This window comes from Kaistia sp. 32K, assembly GCF_016629525.1.
Taxonomy (GTDB): domain Bacteria; phylum Pseudomonadota; class Alphaproteobacteria; order Rhizobiales; family Kaistiaceae; genus Kaistia.
Window position 1 is genome coordinate 4,521,784 of the sequence record NZ_AP024269.1, and the last position, 18,544, is coordinate 4,540,327.

Consider the following 18,544-nt stretch of genomic DNA (forward strand, 5'->3'; position numbering starts at 1 on the left):
GACAGGTGGGACGCTCGGCTGCCATTTCGTTGGCTGCAGAGAGAAACCGGAAAAACCTCTGCATTCGTCATCTCTGTCTCGTCCGGTTGACACGGCTCACACCAAGACTAGCCGGGACGGCCCATCAATTCGTCTATTCGAAAGTATAGATCTAATAATACGATCACATATACATACAACACGATACGTATAGACGAATAACTTCACACGGAATTGCTTCCAGACATGGCAATCCGGGCCCCGCCAGGACGCGAGGGTCCAGCCAGGCACTGCGGTTCGTAGACGAAGTCTGGTGAAATGCGCTCCGGGGCGCTCCCTGGCCGCCACCGGTGTTCGTTGCCGGCCCGACGGTATGCGTAGGTCGCCCTCGCCCCAGCCAAAAGATAGGCCCGCCGCCATCGGAGCTCCGGGCCGGCGGCCGGGATGCGACCTCGCCTCTCCCGCCCTAGCCCCAGGTCGATAGGTCATAGAAGGAGAGCTAGACCCTCCCGGCCCAACGTATAGATAAAATTCAAAATATACAGAGATAAATATTATGACAGATCGACACTCTTCCTAGAAAGACGTCGATCTGATCGTCCATCACGCAAGAGGAGTTACGACCATGATGAATATTACGTCGATTGGCGGCGCTGCCATCCTGATCCTATCCTGCTCGTTGGCTGCGGTTGCAGCCGAGCAGACCAAGGGCATCGTTACCTCCATTGACCTCAGGACGAGGACGCTCACCCTGCAGTCGGGGGAGACGTTCCAGTTCGACAATCCGGGCCGCCTCTATGGCTTCACGCCCGGCGATCGCATCGGCGTCTCGCACAACGGAGCGCGGGGGATCAACACCTACAACCCGCATCCGTCGATCCGCGACAACATCGATATCGACTAGAGCGTTTTCGAGCAAAGCTGATACCGTTTCGCGTCAAGAAAACGCGACCAAACCGATAGTTAGAGCCTTTCATCGTTTCCATGAAGCGATGAAAGGCTCTGGGGGCAGCTCCCTCGCCGCACGCCTGGTCGAGGCTTGCAGCCCGTGACGGCGCGGTGTCCCGAAGAAGGATGCCGCGCCTCACGGCGCACACGGAATGCGAGGGCCGTCCGCCAGCCCAACGGGGTTCCGTCATGCCGTGGTGGAATACGTCCTCCTTCTACATCGTGCTGATCGGCCTCGCCGGAATCGTGGTTTGGCACGTCCTTCCGCGACATCGCGCCAATGCGCGGCTGCTCGTCCAGATCGTCCTCTTTCTGACGATGTCGGCGCTTCTGCTGGACGGAGCCGTCGTCCCCTATGAAGCATCATCCGGCAACGGAACCGTGGCGATGACGATCCTGATCGGATCGGCCAAGGTGCTCTGGTGGCTGCACCTCGCCTGGGCGCTGATAGGATTCGTTCGCATCTACATCGTCTTCGAGCGAAAGCCGCGCGAGGCGCGCCTGCTTCAGGATATCGTCGTCGGCGCCGTCTACGCCGGAACGCTGCTGTCGATCCTGGCATTCGTCTTCGCCGTGCCGGTCGGCACGCTGATCGCGACATCGGGCGTCTTTGCCGTCATCCTGGGACTGGCGCTGCAGAACACGCTCGGGGATGTCTTCTCGGGCATTGCCCTCAATCTCGGCCGGCCCTACGGGCTGGGCGACTGGATCGGGCTCGACGACGGAACCGAGGGCCGCGTCGTCGAGACCAACTGGCGCTCGACTCATCTGCTCGACGCGGCCAACAACATCGTGGTGCTGCCCAACAGCTTTCTCGCCAGGCTCGCCCTCACCAATGTCAGTCGCCCCGACGAGAGCCACGGCGTGTCCTGCCTGGTGCGACTGGAGCCGACCCACAATCCGGCCTTCATCGAGGCGGTGATGCGGGCCGTGCTGGCGAGCTGCGATTCGATCCTGAAGCAGCCGCCGCCGCTCGTCATGCTCAAAGGCATGGACGCCCTCGGCCTCGACGTCGAGCTCTCCTTTCGCGTCGCAAACCTGGATCGGCGGGTTGAGGCGCGAAATGAGATCTACGACCTCATCTACCGTCACGCGCGGTCGGCCGGCCTGTCGCTGGCGTTGCCGCCCCGGGCTTCGATCGTCTTGGAAGCGCCGCCCGGTTCCGGGGAACCACGGGCCGCGCCCTTCACCGCGCTGGAACTGATCCGGGGGATCCCGATCTTCGCGACGCTGACGGAGGATGAAACGGCAACGCTGGCGGCTTCGGCGACGATCCGGGCCTATGGCAAGGGCGACATCATCGCGCGCCGGGGCGAGATGCTGCCGTCCCTGATGATCGTTCGGACGGGCGTGATCGTCCGCGAGGACGAGGAAGGCGGATCCGGTGCAAGGGATGTCAGCCATCTCGCCCCGGGCGATTTCTTCGGAGAAGCGGGCCTGCTTGCCGGCGTCGGCGAGACGCGGACGCTGCGCGCGATGAGCCACGTCGACGTCTACGAGATCGACCAGGAGAGCGTCGCGCCGCTGCTGCGCGAGCGGCCGGAACTGGCAGAGGACCTCGCCACGGTCCTTTCCGCCAGACTGTCGGCCGGGGGATCGGACATCCGCCCAGAGCCGCACGCACACTCCAGGCCGGCGCTGCTCAACGCCATCCGGACGGCATTCCACACGGCGCCGTTCCGGCGCAGGGCACGATCCCGCCATCAGGCAGCCAGCGATGAAGACGCATAGGGATCCGCATGCCGGGCCGCCTCGGTGACGCGCTATCGCCGGATCACCCCGAGATCTGCCGGATTGCGTTCATCGTCGCTTCGTCGAGTATGCCGCCGAACCAGACGTCGAACAGGGTCTCCAGCAAAAACTCGTTGTCGCTCGCGGCCGAGAACAGGGTGAGGGAGGCATGCAGCTTCCGCGCATCCACTTCGCCGAAGACAGTGCGAGCGCTCAGATCGGCGTGCCGCTGCAGCGCGCCGACGCATTCGCGGTAACGCCCTCCGAGCAGCGGCGATGACAGGTAGGCGTTGGCCTCGTCCAGGGACGCGATGGCGTAGGGTTCGATCGAACCGTCGTCGCACCCGGACATCAGCCTCGGGAAGATCAGCTCCATATGTTCCGTGCACATCGCGCCACGCCGCAGCCTTGCGATCGCGTCTTCGTAGACAAGATCCTGTGCCAGGACGAAACGCTGCAGATTATATTCATCGCTCATGTTGTATTCGTCGCTCATGGGATCACCGCCCGAATTCGTCCGGAAGCTCCGCCGGTTAGCCGGCGATGAGGTCGGCATATTCCGCGTGGCTGGCCAGGAACTGGCTCATGAAGCTGCATTGCGGCACGGCTTTCCGGCCGCTCCGGCGGAGCAGGTCGAACGTTCCGCGCGCGAGGGACGATGCGATCCCCTGGCCCGAAAATTCGAACGGGACTTCGGTGTGGATCAGGACCACCCGCCCTTCCTCGATCCGGTAATAGGCCGCGGCGATCTCGCCGTTGGCGATCGGCAGTTCGAACCGCCGCAGTCGGGTATTTTCCCTGACGCTGGCCTGCATGAGCGTGTCCTCCTGTGTTGCTGCCGGGTTGAATTCGCCTTCGAGCCAAACTCTCCGGCAGTGCGCGTATCGCGCCTATCCGCTAAGCCTCAAGCGGGTGCCTCGCGGCGGGCAGCCGCAGGATCACCGTCGTGCCCGATCCGAGCGCGCTCTCGATCTCGACGCTGCCGCCATGCTGCTCGGCGAAATGCTTCACCATCGGCAGGCCGACGCCGCCGAGGCCTGTTCCCTTGGTCGTGAAGAACGGATCGAAGGCGCGCCGGGCGGTCTCCGGCGTCATGCCGATGCCGCTGTCCCTGACCAGGAACTCCACCAGCGTATCCGCGCCTCGGACGATCGCCGCCGCATCGATCCGGACCAGCCCGCCATCCGGCATGGCGTCGCGCGCGTTGAAGACGAGATTGAGAATGGCGTTCTGCAGGCCCAGGCGATCGCAGTTCACGGCCGGCAGATCGAAGCCGGCCCGAACCTGGAGGCACAGACCAGGCTCCCAGACGCTTCGGATCAGCGCCTCGACCTCGCCAAGGCACGTCCCGACATTCGAAAGCTCGAGCGCGCGATGTTCGTCGCCGGCGCGGACCAGCGTTTCCCGGACCAGCGCGCCGGCCCGCTGAAGCGCCATCCTGGCGCCGGCGAGCACGGGCTCCAGCGCGGGCGTCGCCGCCACGGTCGCGTCGCGCGTGACGAGGCTCAGAGCGGACGACGCGACCTGAATGAGATTGCCGAGGTCGTGCACGATGCCTGCCGTGGACGGCTGCGCAGGACGAAAGGCGGCGAGATCCGCGCGCCTGGCGAAGTCAGGATCGCCGGGACGTTCCGGCGTTGTTTCTGCAGGCGACAATTCGAACCCCCTTGGCGCGACGGCGCGTGACGATGTTGATCTTAGGCGGACGCTAGCGTCGGCGGGCCTTGGCGGTCGATTGGCTCAAGGATGAGGCCGGGCCATACCGCGGCATAGGCTCCCGGCGGTTCCGGCAGAGGCTCCGAAGACAGGGATCCCGACCGGAGCAACCGAAAGCCGGTGTGCTGCTCCATCTCGGTACAAGCAGAGCCCCCACCTGCGGCGCGCTCATCCTAGACCTTCGCACTACGCGGCATATTCTTGGGCTCGATAGTCCTGAACGCAGGCCGCATCGCATTGTTCAAGCCGTGGTTATCCCAGCCCATGGAGAAGACAATGCCCATCCCTCTTGGATCAATGATGCTTGGCGCGGCGTTCGTGGCCGCCCTCGGCGCCGCGGCGCATGCATCCGAAAGCAAGCCGACGATCGTGCTGGTTCACGGCGCCTTCGCCGAGTCGTCGAGCTGGAATGGCGTCATCGCCGAGCTCAATCAGCACGGCTACCGGACCATCGCGGCCGCCAACCCGCTTCGCGGCGTTGCCAGCGATGCGGCGGCGGTCGCGACTGTCATCGAGTCCGTCCAGGGACCGGTCGTCCTGGTCGGCCATTCCTATGGCGGCCCGGTCATCACCGCCGCTGCCGACGGCAAGAGCAATATCCGGGCGCTGGTCTATGTCGCCGCGTTCGCACCGGAGGCGGGCGAATCCAGCCTCACGCTCTCGTCGAAGTTCCCCGGCAGCACGCTGGGCGAGGCGCTGCAGCCGGTGCCGTTGTCCGGCGGCGGCCAGGACCTCTATGTCCAGGCCGCCAAGTTTCACCAGCAGTTCGCGGCCGACGTGTCCGCCGAAACGGCCAGCCTGATGGCGGCAACGCAGCGCCCGGTGACGGCGGCGGCCCTGGCCGAGCCCTCCGGCGCCCCTACCTGGAAGACAATTCCGACCTATTCGATCTACGGCTCGGCCGATCGGAACATTCCGCCGGAGGTTCTGAAGTTCATGGCGGAGCGTGCCCACGCCGTGAAGACCGTGGTCGTCGAAGGCGCCTCGCATGCGCTGATGGTCTCCCATCCGCACAAGGTCGCCTCGCTCATCGAGGACGCCGCAAAGGCGCCCTGACGCACATGTGCCGATCGCATCGGTCGGCACATCGCCCTCCCAGCAAACTCAATAACGGAGTTTCGACATGAAGATCGTCGTCATCGGCGGCACCGGGCTTATCGGCTCGAAGACGGCCGCCAGGCTGCGCGAAAAGGGGCATGACGTCCTCGCGGCATCGCCCAACAACGGCATCAACACCCTGACCGGCGAAGGCGTGTCCGAGGCGCTGAAGGGAGCCAGCGTCGTCATCGACCTGGCCAATTCGCCGTCCTTCGAGGACAAGGCCGTCCTGGAGTTCTTCGAGACCGCCGGCCGCAACCTGCTCGCGGCGGGCATCGCGGCCGGCGTGAAGCATCACATCGCCCTTTCGGTGGTGGGCACGGAACGCCTGCCGAAGAGCGGCTATCTGAGGGCCAAGGTGGCTCAGGAGAAGCTGATCAAGGAATCCGGCCTCCCCTACACGATCGTCCATTCGACGCAGTTCTTCGAGTTTCTCGGCTCGATCGCCAAATCGGCGGCGGTGGGCGACAGGATTCCCCTGCCGTCGGCCTATTTCCAGCCGATTGCTTCGGACGACGTCGCCGACATCATGACCGACGTCGCCCTCTCCGCCCCGATCAACGGCACGATCGAGATCGCCGGCCCCGAGCGGGCGCGCATCAGCGACCTCGTCGGGCGGTTCCTGGCCATGGTGAAGGATCCGCGCCAGGTGATCTCGGATCCGCGCGCGCAGTATTTCGGCACCGAGCTCGAGGACCTGTCGCTGGTCCCCGGCGCCAATCCCCGCCTCGGGCGGGTGCGCTTCGAGGACTGGTTCGCCCAGGCCTCGCCCCAGCGCCCTTGATCCCAGCACCGGCCCGCACGTCCGCCACGCGGCGGCGGGCCTCCAGTCCAAAATCACAGGAGGCAGCCATGAAAGACGATTTCCGAACCCGGACCGCGACCTCGCGCCGCCAGGTCCTGCTGACGGCGCTGGCCGCGACGGCCACGACCAGCCTGCCCATGCTGGCCAGCGCTCGATCGAAACAGGAGGCCAAGCTTGCGCCGGCCGAGCCGCTTGGAGCGGCAGCCGCCGCGAGCACCCTCGTCGCGAAGGACGGCACGCCGATCTACTACAAGGACTGGGGCAGCGGCCCGGTCGTTACCTTCTCGCATGGCTGGCCGCTGAATTCCGACGCCTGGGACGGCCAGATGCTCTTCCTGGTGCAGAACGGCTTTCGTGTGGTCGCGCACGACCGGCGCGGACATGGCCGATCGGGCCAGGCCTCGTCCGGCAACGACATGGACACCTATGCCGACGATCTGGCGACCGTGATCGAGGCGCTCGACCTCAAGGACGCCACGCTGGTCGGCCACTCCACCGGCGGCGGCGAGGTCGCCCGCTATATCGGCCGGCACGGAACGGGGCGGGTCGCCAAGGCGGTGCTGGTTTCGGCGGTTCCGCCGATCATGCTCCGGACCAGCGCCAATCCGGAGGGATTGCCGATCGAAGTATTCGACGGCATCCGCGCGGGCGTCGCCCGCAATCGCGCCGACTTCTACAAGGAGTTCGCCATCGCCTTCTACGGCGCCAACCGGGCCGGCTCGACCATATCGAAGGGCACGCTCGACCAGTTCTGGCTCTGGAGCATGCAGGTGGGCATCAAGAACGCCTATGAGTGCGTCAAGGCGTTCTCCGAGACGGACTTCACCGAAGATCTGAAGAAGATCAACGTCCCGACGCTGCTCCTGCACGGCGAGGATGACCAGATCGTGCCGGTGAACGATTCCGCCCGAAAGGCGGAGAAGCTGATCCCGGACGCCAGGGCGATCTACTACCCTGGCGCGCCGCATGGCGTCACGGCGACACACCAGGACCAGGTCAACGCCGACCTGCTCGCCTTCATCAAGGCCTAGCCGCCTGACGATCTCCCCCCCTTCAGCCAACCCGAAAGCAACTGTCATGAACAGAACGCTCCCCCTTGCGGTCGCTCTGGCGGCCCTCCTCGTAACCGGCGCGCAGGCGCACGAGCCGTCGGGCGACAAGGTCTCGCTGGTCTACGACCAGAAGCTGCCCAACGTTCCGGGCAAGAGCATGCGCATCGTACTGGTCGACTATGAGCCCGGCGGCACATCCTCGGCCCATACGCATCCGAACTCCGCCTTCATCTATGCCCGCGTCCTCGAAGGCGCGATCCGGAGCAAGGTCAATAACGGGCCGATCACCACCTATCGCGCCGGCGAAGCCTTCGGCGAGTTTCCGGGCGACCGGCACGGCGTCAGCGAAAACGCCAGCACGACCGAGCCGGCGCGGCTGATCGCCGTGTTCGTCGTCGACACCGACGAGACGGAACTGACGACACCCTACGACGAGTGAGGCCGAGCCCCGGGAGACGGGAAGCGAACGGCGCGACGGTTCCGATTTCCCCGTCCGCTTCCCGCCTCGCCGCGAGGTCCGCCCCGGACCAGAAGGTTTTCAGACATGAAGCTCTATTACAGCCCCCTCGCCTGCAGCCTAGCCGACCATATCGCCCTGCTGGAGGCCGGCGCGGCCTTCGATCGCGAGCGCGTCGACCTCAAGACGAAGCGGACCGAAACGGGAGGCGATTTCAGCCTCGTGACGCCCAAGGGCTACGTTCCGGCGCTCGTGCTGGACGATGGCGAAGTCCTCACCGAGAACATCGCCATCCTCGACTGGCTCGCCACGCAATATCCGGCCCTCGGCATCTCCGGAAATCTCGGCCGCACGCGCGTGCTGGAAGCCCTGGCCTTCATCTCGACCGAAGTGCACCGGAGCTTCAAGCCGTTGTGGCACGCCAGTACCGACATCCAGAAGGCCAAGGCCAAGGTCACGATTTCGAGCCTGCTGAACGAGCAGTCCGACGCCCTCGCGGGCGACTACCTCTTCGGACCGGCGCCGAGCGTGGCGGATTTCTACCTGTTCGTGATGCTGCTCTGGGCCGAGCGTTTCGAGGTCGACATCCCGGCGCCGCTCCTCGCCATGCGGGACCGCATGACGCGGCGGCCGGCGGTGCAGGCCGCCCTGCTGCAGGAGGGGCTAATCTCGCTGCGCGAGCGCGGACGCGCGTCGTCGGCTTGATCGAAACAAGCTCCCGACGCCCGAAATGGGATGGCGAATCCGCCCGGCTCTTGCCAGCCACTCGCTTGCTAGGAGGGAATTCATGACCACGCTCGAAAACAAGATCGTCATCATCACAGGCGGAAGCTCCGGCATTGGCCGCGCCGCGGCGCTGGGCTTTGCCGGAAGGGGCGCCAAGGTCGTCGTCACCGGCCGCCGCGCGGCGCCGCTCGAGGAAATGGCCGCCACGCACTCGAATATCACTGGACTGGTCGCCGATGTCGCGGAGCCCGAGGACGCTGCGCGCACGATAGCCAGCGCCATCGACGCCTGGGGCCGCCTGGACGTTCTGGTCAACAACGCCGGCGCCGGCGCCCTCCTCCCGCTTTCCGATACGACCGCCGATCGGATCGCGAGCATCTTCGCGGTCAATGTCATCGGGCCGAGCCTGCTGGCGGCTGCGGCGCTTCCGCACCTGGCAGCGACAAAGGGATCGATCCTCAACATATCGAGCACGTTCGGGCACAAGCCCGCCGCCGATCTGTCCCACTACGCCGCCAGCAAGGCGGCGCTCGAGCACCTGACCCGCTGCTGGGCGCTGGAGCTTGCGCCGGACGGCGTCCGCGTGAACGCCATCGCTGCCGGCCCGACGGAATCGGGAGCACTGACGAGCATGATGGGGCTTTCGCCCGAGCATGCGCTGGCGATCGAGGAAGCGGAACGCGACCAGATCCCCCTCAAGCGGCGTGGCAGCCCGGATGACGTGGCCCGGTGGATCCTCCATCTGGCCGATCCGGCGTCGGAATGGGTGACCGGCCAAGTGATCGCCGTCGATGGCGGCCTCGGGCTCACCTGACCTCCACCAACGCGTTTCGGAAAGGGACACGGACATGGACGGAACCGCTACACGAAAGCTCGCCGGCATCACGGTGGCGGATACGCCGCTGGTCGAAAAGGCGCTCGATCACGCGCGTCGGGAATGCGAGCCCTATCTGTTCAACCATGTCGTCCGCTCCTGGCTGTTCGCGGCGCGGCTCGGACAGCTTCGCGACGTCGCCCATGACGCGGAAGTCGTCGCCCTGGGAACGCTGCTGCATGACATCACGCTCAACGAGCGCTTCGAGGGTCCGCGCCGCTTCGAAGTCGAAGGCGCGGATCTCGCCCGTCACTTCGCACGCCAAGGCGGCGTCGACGAGCGCCGCGCCCAATTGATCTGGGACAGCGTCGCCCTGAACTCGACGCCGTCGATCGGCCTCTACAAGGAGGCGGAGGTGGCGCTCTGCACGGCCGGCATCTGCCTCGACGTGATCGGGCTGCAGCATGAGTTGATCCCGCCCGCGGAAATGGCCCGGATCGTCGAGGCCTACCCGCGCGCCGACATGAAGCGCCGCATGACCCGGTGCTTCTGCCATATCGCCAGCACGAAGCCGGAGACGACCTACGACAATTTCGTTCGCGACTTCGGCGAGCGATACATCCAGGGATACAGGGCGCCCTCCTCGGTCGACTTCATCGCCAGTGCTCCCTTCGACGCGTGAAATCGGCCGGGATTCCGGTCCCGCCCGCCCGAAGCGGCGCCCGGCTTCCTTGCCGGAGATCCCGGCTTCGCACGCGGTGCTGGCGAAGCCTATCGCTAGGCACTAGCAGCCGCCCAAAAGCTCGCCGTCAACAAATCAAAAGCCCGACCCGGCCGATGCACACGGTGCGCCGAAACGGCGCCCGTCATCGCGCGGGCTCGATGTCCCGCATCGAGGCGGGCAGCGTCTCCCAGGCCCGGATCAGTTCGCCGATGGAGGCGACCTCCATCTTGCGCATGACGTTGCCGCGATGCAGCTTGACCGTCACCTCGGTGATCCCGAGCGCAAAGGCGATCTGCTTGTTGAGGCGGCCGCGCGCCACCTGATGCAGGACTTCCCGTTCGCGCGGCGTCAAGGTTTCCGCCCGTTCGACATTGCGCTTGACGATGGCGGCTTCGGATCGTCGCACGGCATCCACCGCGATGCCCGCCAGCACCGCATCGAGCAGCGTCTGATCCCGGACCGGCTTGGTGAGGAAATCGACGGCGCCCGCCTTCATCGCCTGAACCGTCATCGGAATATCGCCATGGCCGGTCAGGAAGATGATGGGTTTCGGATTGCTGCTTCGGGTCAGCTGCTGCTGCAGATCGAGGCCGCTCGCACCCGGCATTCTGACGTCGAGCACGAGGCAGCCGGGACGATCCAGCACCTCGGCTTCGAGCAGATCGCGCGTGGAAGCAAAACCGACCGCCTGCAGACCCGCCGAAAAGATCAGCTCCAGCAGCGCCTCCCGGACGGCCATGTCGTCGTCCACCACGATGACGAGAGGCGGCTCCGGCTCGCTGGCACGCGGCGCGGATGCGGCCGCCAGCCTGCGTTGGGACGATGGTTCAACTCTCATTTTCGCCCTCCATCTCTCTGTCAGCTAAGGCGTTGGCGACGGCCGCGAGCAGGAGCTGGGCGTCGAACGGCTTGCGAAAAAAACCGGTAATCCTGCGGACCCGGTTCTGATCCGCGATCTCGTGACGACCCGTGATCAGGAACACCGGCAGATCCGGACGCGCCTTCTGCGCCAGGTCGCGCAGCTCGAAGCCGTCCGTGCCCGGCATGCCGATATCGGTGATAAGCAGGTCGATGCCCGACCATCCGCGCCCGAGCAGGGCCTGCGCCGACGCGAAACTGCAGACGCCGTAACCGGCCGATTCCAGAAGATCCTCCATGGATTCGAGCAGTCTCGGATCATCATCGACGACCGCCACGACGGCCTTCCGCATGCTCACGATGAATGCCCTCCCGACCGTCGCGAGTGGGTGACCGGGATTTCCAGTCTCTCCGCCATGCGCACGAGATCGGCGAGCGAGGTCGCCTCCATCTTCCGCATGACGTTCCTTCGATGGATCTGCAGCGTGACTTCGCCGATTCCGAGCTCGGCCGCCGCCTGCTTGTTGAGAAGGCCGCTGACGACCAGCGGCATGACCTCGCGTTCGCGCGGGGTGAGTTCGAGATAGCGCTGCTTCAGCAGGCCGAATTCGGCGCGCAGCAACCTCTGCTCCCGATCCTGGGCAATGGCCGCCGCGACCGCTTCCAGGAGATCCGCGTCGCTGAACGGCTTGGTGAGAAAATCGATGGCGCCGCGCTTGATGGCGCGGACCGACGACGGGATATCGCCATGCCCGGTGATGAAGACGATCGGCGGATGCTCGCCCGTCGCGATCTGCTTCTGCAGGTCGAGACCGTTGATATCCGGCAACTCGACATCCAGGATCAGGCACGCCGGAACATCGGGCTTCTCCGCGTTGATGAAATCGCCGGCCGACACGAACGGGATGGCCCGGATGCCGTGTGATTCCAGCAGTTCGCCGAGCGCCTCCCTTATCCGCGCATCGTCATCCACGATGTAGACAACGTGGTCACCGGTCATCATGTGGTCACCGGTCCTCATGGCGCTGCTTTCATTTCAATCGGCAAGGTGAAGATGAACCTTGCTCCCTGGGGTTCGTTCTTTTCCGCCCATAGGCGTCCGCCGTGCGATTCGACGATCGAGCGGCAGATCGCGAGCCCCATGCCCATCCCCTCCGACTTCGTGGTGAAGAACGGGTCGAAGATCCGCTCGGGAAACTGAATGCCAGGGCCGCGATCACTGACCTCCGTCTCGACCACATCGCCCGCCACGCGCACGCGCAATCCAAGCACCCGGCCCTCTCCGATGAAATCCATCGCGTCCATGCCGTTCCGGATCAGATTGACCAGCACCTGCTGCACCTGGACGCGGTCCAGCGAGACGAGCGGCAGGTCGCGCTCGATGTCGACATCCATGCGGATCCGCCGCCGGATGGCCTCATCGGCCATGAGGCGGCACGCTTCCGTCACGATGCTCGCGAGCGGCGTGCTGGTCCTCATCTCCACCGACTGCCGGAACAGGGCGCGGATGCGGCCAACGACATCCGCGGCCGCGTTGGCGTCGCGAATGATCCGCTCGGCGGTCGTCTTCGCCCGGTCGACATTCGGCGGCTGGGCGGAGAGCCAGCGATTGCAGGCATAGGAATTGGCGACGATCGCCGCCAGCGGCTGGTTCACCTCATGCGCGATCGAGGCCGATAGCTCGGCCAGGCTCGCCGCCTGGCTGGCGCGGGCGACGCCCTCCCGGGCAAGACGCAGTTCCTCCTGGGCGCGGACCTCGCCGTCGATATCCAGGCAGATGACGTTCCACTGCACGATGGTTCCCTCGGCATTGCGCATCGCCGCCGCGCGCGTCTCGACCCAGCGATACTCGCCATCGAAGCGCCGCAGGCGATGCCGGCGCGCATAGGGCTCCCCGGTTGCCAGGGAGTGGGCGTACCGTTCCTTGACCCCGTCGAGATCGTCGGGATGCACGCCGGCGTCGAGCGTCCTGGCAAGCCTCGACCCTTCGGACTCGTCCAGATCCTCGAGATTGTAGCCGAGGAATTCGCGAAGTCCCCGGCTGCGATAGATCGGCTCGCCGTTCGGCAGCGCGCAATCGATCATCGCAGGCAGCGTCTCGAAGAGTTGGTGAAGCGAGCGCTCGCTTTCGCGCAGCGCCGCCTCGGCGGTCACCATGTCGTGGATGTCGACGCACACGCCATACCATTGCAGGATACTGCCGGTCTCGTCGCGCAAGGGCTCGGCGCGGGTCGCCGTCCATCGATAGGAACCATCCGCCCGGCGCTGCAGATACTGCATGACATAGGGATCGCCCGTCTCCATCGAGCGGGCGAGCGTCTGTTCGGCGGCGTGCCTGTAATCCGGATGCACTACAACGCTGAGGGTCAGCGAGCCGTCCGGCGCCGTGATATCCCCGACGCCGCAGCCGATGACGTCGGTGAACCGCTTGTTGACATAGGCCGGCGTCCCTTCCGGCGTCGTGCTCCAGATCATCGCCGGCACGGCATCGACAAACTGCTTGAGCAGCCGTCCCCGCTCACGCAGCGCCGTCTCGGTGCTCTTGTACGCCTGGATGTCGAGCCCGACGCCATACCATCCGGTGATCCGGCCCCGGCTGTCCCTCGTCGGCCGCGCGACGAACCGATGCCAGTGGGATTGGCCGGCCGGGCGCAGGACGCGCCACTCATGGTCGAAGTCGGCGCCCGTCTTCAGGCATCCGCGCAGCCGGGCAGCGACGCCCTCATAGTCATCGGGATGCACGCCGAATTTCCAGCCGAGGTCGCCACCGTCGAGGAAGGACCTTTCCCCGAGCGGGCGATTGAGAGCCTCCAGCGACTTGCCGTCGCCGAACAGCGTCCGGGCGATCGGGGTTGCGTAGGTAAACGCCCCGGTGACATCGAAGGCAAAGGCGGCCCCATGCAGGCGCTCGATCACCTGCGCCGCCCGCACCGCCTCCTCGGTGTCGCCCGGCGGCTCGGCGAGAGCCCATGCTTCATCCGCGGGCACGCTGCCAGATGACAGCGACCCGCCGGCCGGAGCGTTCGCGGCGGAACCGGCGGCGGCGGCGGGAGCAATCCGACGCGCAGCCCCGCCCAGCGCCGCCGCCGTCGCGCCCGGCGCGACCAGCGGCGCCGTGCACAGGGCGACCGCGAAAAACCAGGCGCAGGTCAGGGCGAGATAGCGCGATTCCTCCATACCCACGACGGCGGCCAGCGCCGCGCCGACGGTGACAAGGATCCCGACCGGCAACAGGATCCGCAACGCGCGTTCGCCGGCGCAATAGAACAGGGCGGCGATCGGCGCCAGGAGGCCGAACAACGTACCGGTCATCGCCCAGGCGCCGAACCCGACGACAGCGGCGACGATCGCAGGAATGGCACGTGGCTCGGAACGCGCTCGGATCATATTGGCCGCTCCTGCCGGGAAAGGGGAACAAGCTGGGCACCAACGTCTTCAGCGGCGCCCGCCTCCAACAGAGGGGCTGGCGACTTCCCGACTCTAGTTCCGTTCCACGCCGATCGCATCTCATGGAAATCCATGAGATGGCTCCGAAGTCCGCTCGGTGGCTTCACTGGCATCCTGGATGACTTGCCGTGGGTCAGGCCGAATAGGCTTGCGACCGATCGCGACAACCGTCTGGCCACACCGGACGATCGGCTTCGCGCTGCTTGTTGGCCATTCGAGGCCACAAACTACGGATCGCCCGTCCTAGGTGTCTACGGCCACGTTCGTTTGAAGGGTTCCGCCGCCGCTCCAATGCGCAGTCGGCCAGCCTCCCTGACGAGTTCGATGCCGTTGCGGACGTCAAAGATGCTCAGCAGCGCCTGACGGTGCGCTTCCACCGTGCGAACAGATAGGTTGAGCTTCGTGGCGATCTCACGCGAACGGAATCCGGAGACGAGCAAATCCAGAACCTCGCGCTGGCGAGCGGTAAGCTTGGGCGCTGCTTCGTTACGGGCGCACCTGGACCAGAGGGATGGGCTGACATAGGTTCCGCCACGCAGGACATCCCGCATGGCGCGGAGCAGATCATCGCCCGCCATGGACTTCACGACATAGCCTTGCGCACCCGCCCTGAACGCTTCCTCCACCATGGCCGGCTCGGTGTGCATCGACAGGAACAGAATCGGAACTGTGGCGCCGGCGGCCCTCAGCCGGCGCGTGGCCTCGATACCGCTTGCTGACGGCATGGAAATATCGGTGATGACGAGGTCGGGAGCCCCATTCATGGCAACCTCCACCAGGCGCAGGCCGTCCGCGACGAGCGGCAGCACGCAGTAGTCGAGACGCAGCAGCTGCGCCACTCCCTCGGCCACGATGGTATGATCATCCCCGAGCAAAACGCGCGGTCGCCTGCCACCTAGGCTGTCGCTGGCATCTCGATCCAAAGTTCCGTCCCTTCCCCCAGACCTGTTCGGATAGTCAAGGTACCATTCGCCAGTCGAACACGCTCTTGCATACTGATCAGCCCCAGGCCCGGTGCCGTTCCGATGGCGTTGAGATTGAACCCTTCGCCGTCGTCCTTGATGCTAAGCTGGTAGCTTGTTGCGCTGCGGGTCAGACGCACGACAATCGCGTGTGCCCTGGCATGCCGAACGGCATTGCCGAGCCCTTCCTGTGCGACCCGGTAGAGGCACAACGACGTCGCATAGTCGGGCCGGCCTGACGCAACGTCACACACGAAGTGGATTTTACCCGTCCATGCCCTGGCCACGTCGTCGACGAGCGACTGAAGCGCCGGGACCAACCCGGTATGCTCGATGATGGCGGGATGGAGATTGTGCGATAAGCGCCGGACCTCCTCGCTGGTCGTCGCGATCAGGGACCGGAAATCGGCCATCCCGACTTCGCCCGCACCGGCGCCGGTGAAGCGGCTCGCCTGGATGGCCAGCAGGGCTAGGTGCTGGTTGACGCCGTCGTGCAGCTCTCGCGCGATGCGGGCGCGCTCGGTTTCCTGTTCCTGCAGCAGCCGCGTCGCCAGATGGTGGATGCGCACCTGGCTGGCCGCCAGATCGTCCTGCGCCCTCCGCTGCTGATCCGAAAGGATGGCGAGGACATAGACCAGCAGACCCACGCTGAGCAACCAGATCTGCATGAGGTGGACATTGGTCTGTCCGCCGTCGAACGGACTGCCTTGATAGACGCTCAGGGCCGCCGCCGGCGTCGCCACCAGGAGCAGACCGACCGTCGATCCGAGCGCGCCGAAGCGCAGGGCCGCCAGCAGCAGCACGGGAAGGGGCGCGAACAGCAGGAGCGGAAGCGTCGTCGGCGCGTTCGGAACGACCGACCAGAGCCCGACCGACACGGTCAGGATGGCGATGGCGAGTAGCGAGGCTTCCACCGCAATGGACTGCACACTGCGATGGGGCGGGCGCCGATATCCCGCAAGCGTCAACGCGAGCGGCGTCACGAGCAGGAAGCTCATGGCGTGCGACGGCGCCACGCTCAGCCAGGCGGTGAGGATGCTGGGCCGCTTTCCCGCCATATGGAGAATACCGGCCGTCACCAGGCCGGAATAGGCCGGCAGGGCGACCACGGCGAGGAGGAAGAAGCGCGCAAAGGCGCGCCCGCTGGCGAACAGCGCGAGCCGCGCCGGCGTCAGGGCGCGTGCGACCATCACGATGACTGGGCAGATCAGGACATAGCCGGCCAGCGCGTAGCCGAACGGCCGCCCAAGCGGCAGCAGGCCGATCCATCCGCCAAGGATCGTGCCGGCCACGAGCGCCAGCCAGTCCCGCCTTGGCCGCAGCATCAACGCCGCGAGCAGGAGCCCGCCGGGCAGCCAGATCGGGCTGGACTTGTCGGGCTGAAACCAGATCAGCAGGGCGAGGGTCTGCGTCACGTAGCAGACGATGGCCGCCGCCAGGAACAAGGCAGGGTTCCGGCCAAAACGGGCCGCCGGAGACCGGACCGGATGATCCGGGCGCCCCTCGCCAGCCGCCGACGAAACGGCGAGCCGCCCTGCGGCGAGTTCGGATGTCGGGTTCACGGCCGGCCGCTCATGCGGAGACATCCCCTATCGCCTCGCTCGGGAGGCTCGTTACGTATTTCCACGGGGGGAGCGTACCGTATTTGTACGCTTGGAACCTCTGTTATTGCGTGATTAGCATCCATCCACTTCCGTCCACCACAGTTCAACTGCCAGGGTGATGAAGGTTCACCATCATCCGGGAAAAGCCCCGCAGCGCCGTCTGCGGTTGATATGAATATCCATCTCGGAGGTATGTCGTGGCTCGACGAGCTCTTCGTGACTTTCTCAAATCTGCGGTTTTCGGTCTCGTGATGACCTCGGCGGTCGGCGGCGCGCACGCCCAGCCGACCCTTTCTCCCGACGAGACCTATGCCCTCGCCAGGGATGCCTATCTCTACGCCTATCCGATCGTCTCCATGGACGTGACGATGCGGCAGGCGACGAATGTACCGGATGCGCAGACGATCAACTTGCGTGCCCCGGTCAACCGGTTCGCCCACGCGCGCGCCTATCCCGAGGCCGGCGAAAAGGATGTCGTCCGCTTCAACTTCGACACGCTCTACTCGTTTGCCTGGCTCGATCTGGCGCCCGAGCCCATCATCGTTTCTGTGCCGGATACCCAGGGGCGGTATTACCTGCTGCCCATGCTGGACATGTGGACGGACGTCTTTGCCGTGATCGGCAGCCGCACGACGGGCACACAGGCTGGCGACTACGCGATTGTCGCGCCGGGCTGGACGGGCAGTTTGCCGGACGGCATGGCCCGGATCGTCGCGCCGACCTCTGCGGTCTGGATCATCGGCCGGACCAAGACGGACGGTCCGGCGGATTATGGCAATGTCCACAAGGTGCAGGATGGCTACCGGCTAACGCCGTTGTCACAATGGGGCAAGGATCCCACCGCCCCCGCGCAGGCTTCCACCGACCCGACAATCGACGACAAGACGCCCCCGGTCGTTCAGGTCGACAATCTGGACGGCGTCGCGATGCTGACCCGGCTGGCCGATCTCCTGGCCAAGTACCCGCCGCATGCCAATGATCATCCGATCCTGTTACGGCTGCGGGCGCTCGGCATCGAGCCAGGCAAGCCCTTCGACCCGTCGAAGCTCGATGAGCAGGCAATCTCCATCATCAACAAGGCGGCCAGCGAGACGCTGCAGGGCCTGCAGGCGGCCTGGGAACGCAGCGGCAAGGTGGTCAACGGCTGGACCATCCAGAACGACAATATCGGGACCTATGGCACGTCCTATCTCAAGCGCACGCTCGTCGCGAAGGGCGGGTTGGGTGCCAACCTGCCGGAGGATGCCGTCTATCCGACCGCCGCCTTCGATGGCGCGGGCGAGCCGCTGACGGGCGAGAATCGTTACGTGCTGCACTTTGAAAAGGGCAAGTTGCCGCCGGCCGATGCCTTCTGGTCGATCACCATGTACGACATGGACGGCTTCCAGGTGCCCAATCCCGTCAATCGCTTTGCCATCGGCAGCTATGACGAACTCGCCTTCAATGACGATGGATCGCTCGACATCGTGGTGCAGGCGGACTCGCCCGGCAAGGACAAGGAGGCCAACTGGCTTCCTGCGGCCAAGGGACGGTTCCAGCCCAGCATGCGGATCTACTCACCGCGCGCGGAAGTGCTCGACAGCAGCTGGTCGCCGCCGCCGTTCACCAGGCTGAACTGAGAAG

18 protein-coding genes and 1 pseudogene are annotated in these 18,544 nt (G+C 65.6%); 10 read left to right on the forward strand and 9 right to left on the reverse strand.

Translation table 11 applies throughout. The features are described from left to right. Positions 1-604 precede the first annotated feature (604 nt). Together K32_RS20845 and K32_RS20850 are read left to right on the forward strand one after the other, a co-directional pair. Positions 605-883 carry a DUF1344 domain-containing protein gene (locus K32_RS20845; RefSeq protein WP_201401351.1) on the forward strand — a complete coding sequence of 93 codons (279 nt, stop codon included), beginning with the start codon at positions 605-607 and terminating at the stop codon, positions 881-883. A 233-nt stretch (positions 884-1,116) separates the two neighbouring features. Beyond that, on the forward strand, positions 1,117-2,658 hold the full coding sequence (locus K32_RS20850) for a mechanosensitive ion channel domain-containing protein (RefSeq protein ID WP_201401352.1): 1,542 nt from the start codon (positions 1,117-1,119) through the stop codon (positions 2,656-2,658). Between the two features lie 43 nt (positions 2,659-2,701). Here K32_RS20850 and K32_RS20855 read toward each other — a convergent pair whose 3' ends face one another. The 3 genes from K32_RS20855 to K32_RS20865 all read right to left on the reverse strand — a co-directional run bounded on the left by K32_RS20855 (position 2,702) and on the right by K32_RS20865 (position 4,314). Continuing rightward, complete coding sequence (locus tag K32_RS20855; RefSeq protein WP_244669662.1) at positions 2,702-3,154, reverse strand: DUF1810 domain-containing protein; 453 nt, start codon at positions 3,152-3,154, stop codon at positions 2,702-2,704. Between the two features lie 37 nt (positions 3,155-3,191). Then, entirely contained in the window at positions 3,192-3,473 is a 282-nt protein-coding gene (locus K32_RS20860) for a GNAT family N-acetyltransferase (RefSeq protein ID WP_201401353.1), read from the reverse strand. A gap of 82 nt (positions 3,474-3,555) precedes the next feature. After that, positions 3,556-4,314, reverse strand: coding sequence for a sensor histidine kinase (locus tag K32_RS20865; protein ID WP_201401354.1), 759 nt, complete (start codon positions 4,312-4,314; stop codon positions 3,556-3,558). A 336-nt stretch (positions 4,315-4,650) separates the two neighbouring features. Here K32_RS20865 and K32_RS20870 point away from each other — a divergent pair, with 336 nt between their 5' ends. The 7 genes from K32_RS20870 to K32_RS20900 all read left to right on the forward strand — a co-directional run bounded on the left by K32_RS20870 (position 4,651) and on the right by K32_RS20900 (position 10,008). Continuing rightward, positions 4,651-5,430: an alpha/beta fold hydrolase gene (locus K32_RS20870; RefSeq protein ID WP_371812733.1), complete on the forward strand. Its 780-nt coding sequence runs from the start codon at positions 4,651-4,653 to the stop codon at positions 5,428-5,430. 67 nt (positions 5,431-5,497) lie between these two features. Beyond that, positions 5,498-6,256: an SDR family oxidoreductase gene (locus K32_RS20875; protein ID WP_201401355.1), complete on the forward strand. Its 759-nt coding sequence runs from the start codon at positions 5,498-5,500 to the stop codon at positions 6,254-6,256. Between the two features lie 68 nt (positions 6,257-6,324). Then, a complete protein-coding gene (locus K32_RS20880; RefSeq protein WP_201401356.1) occupies positions 6,325-7,308 on the forward strand; it encodes an alpha/beta fold hydrolase in 984 nt (327 codons plus the stop codon). 46 nt (positions 7,309-7,354) lie between these two features. Beyond that, complete coding sequence (locus K32_RS20885) at positions 7,355-7,768, forward strand: cupin domain-containing protein (RefSeq protein ID WP_201401357.1); 414 nt, start codon at positions 7,355-7,357, stop codon at positions 7,766-7,768. 105 nt (positions 7,769-7,873) lie between these two features. After that, positions 7,874-8,491: a glutathione S-transferase N-terminal domain-containing protein gene (locus K32_RS20890; RefSeq protein ID WP_201401358.1), complete on the forward strand. Its 618-nt coding sequence runs from the start codon at positions 7,874-7,876 to the stop codon at positions 8,489-8,491. Between the two features lie 82 nt (positions 8,492-8,573). Further along, the gene (locus K32_RS20895) at positions 8,574-9,326 is read left to right on the forward strand and encodes an SDR family NAD(P)-dependent oxidoreductase (RefSeq protein ID WP_201401359.1); all 753 of its coding nucleotides are present in this window, start codon (positions 8,574-8,576) and stop codon (positions 9,324-9,326) included. Positions 9,327-9,360: 34 nt separating this feature from the next. Further along, positions 9,361-10,008, forward strand: coding sequence for a hypothetical protein (locus K32_RS20900; protein ID WP_201401360.1), 648 nt, complete (start codon positions 9,361-9,363; stop codon positions 10,006-10,008). Between the two features lie 184 nt (positions 10,009-10,192). On the opposite strand, the gene K32_RS20905 is transcribed toward K32_RS20900, so the two are convergent. The 6 genes and pseudogenes from K32_RS20905 to K32_RS20930 form a co-directional block, all read right to left on the reverse strand. Beyond that, positions 10,193-10,888 (reverse strand): response regulator transcription factor, encoded by a 696-nt coding sequence (locus K32_RS20905; RefSeq protein WP_201401361.1) that lies wholly within the window; start codon positions 10,886-10,888, stop codon positions 10,193-10,195. Next, positions 10,878-11,261: a response regulator gene (locus K32_RS20910; RefSeq protein ID WP_371812734.1), complete on the reverse strand. Its 384-nt coding sequence runs from the start codon at positions 11,259-11,261 to the stop codon at positions 10,878-10,880. The genes K32_RS20905 and K32_RS20910 overlap by 11 nt, the downstream gene beginning before the upstream one ends. Before the next feature lie 2 nt (positions 11,262-11,263). Next, a complete protein-coding gene (locus tag K32_RS20915) occupies positions 11,264-11,911 on the reverse strand; it encodes a response regulator transcription factor (RefSeq protein WP_201404596.1) in 648 nt (215 codons plus the stop codon). A gap of 14 nt (positions 11,912-11,925) precedes the next feature. Further along, positions 11,926-13,650 (reverse strand): annotated as a pseudogene (locus tag K32_RS20920) (PAS domain-containing protein); the annotation flags it as partial. A gap of 956 nt (positions 13,651-14,606) precedes the next feature. Then, positions 14,607-15,194: a response regulator transcription factor gene (locus tag K32_RS20925; RefSeq protein ID WP_201401364.1), complete on the reverse strand. Its 588-nt coding sequence runs from the start codon at positions 15,192-15,194 to the stop codon at positions 14,607-14,609. A 56-nt stretch (positions 15,195-15,250) separates the two neighbouring features. After that, a complete protein-coding gene (locus K32_RS20930; protein ID WP_201401365.1) occupies positions 15,251-16,879 on the reverse strand; it encodes an MASE1 domain-containing protein in 1,629 nt (542 codons plus the stop codon). A gap of 239 nt (positions 16,880-17,118) precedes the next feature. Between K32_RS20930 and K32_RS20935 the strand changes: the two genes are divergently transcribed. After that, entirely contained in the window at positions 17,119-18,540 is a 1,422-nt protein-coding gene (locus K32_RS20935) for a DUF1254 domain-containing protein (protein WP_244669665.1), read from the forward strand. The last annotated feature ends 4 nt before the right edge of the window (positions 18,541-18,544 follow it).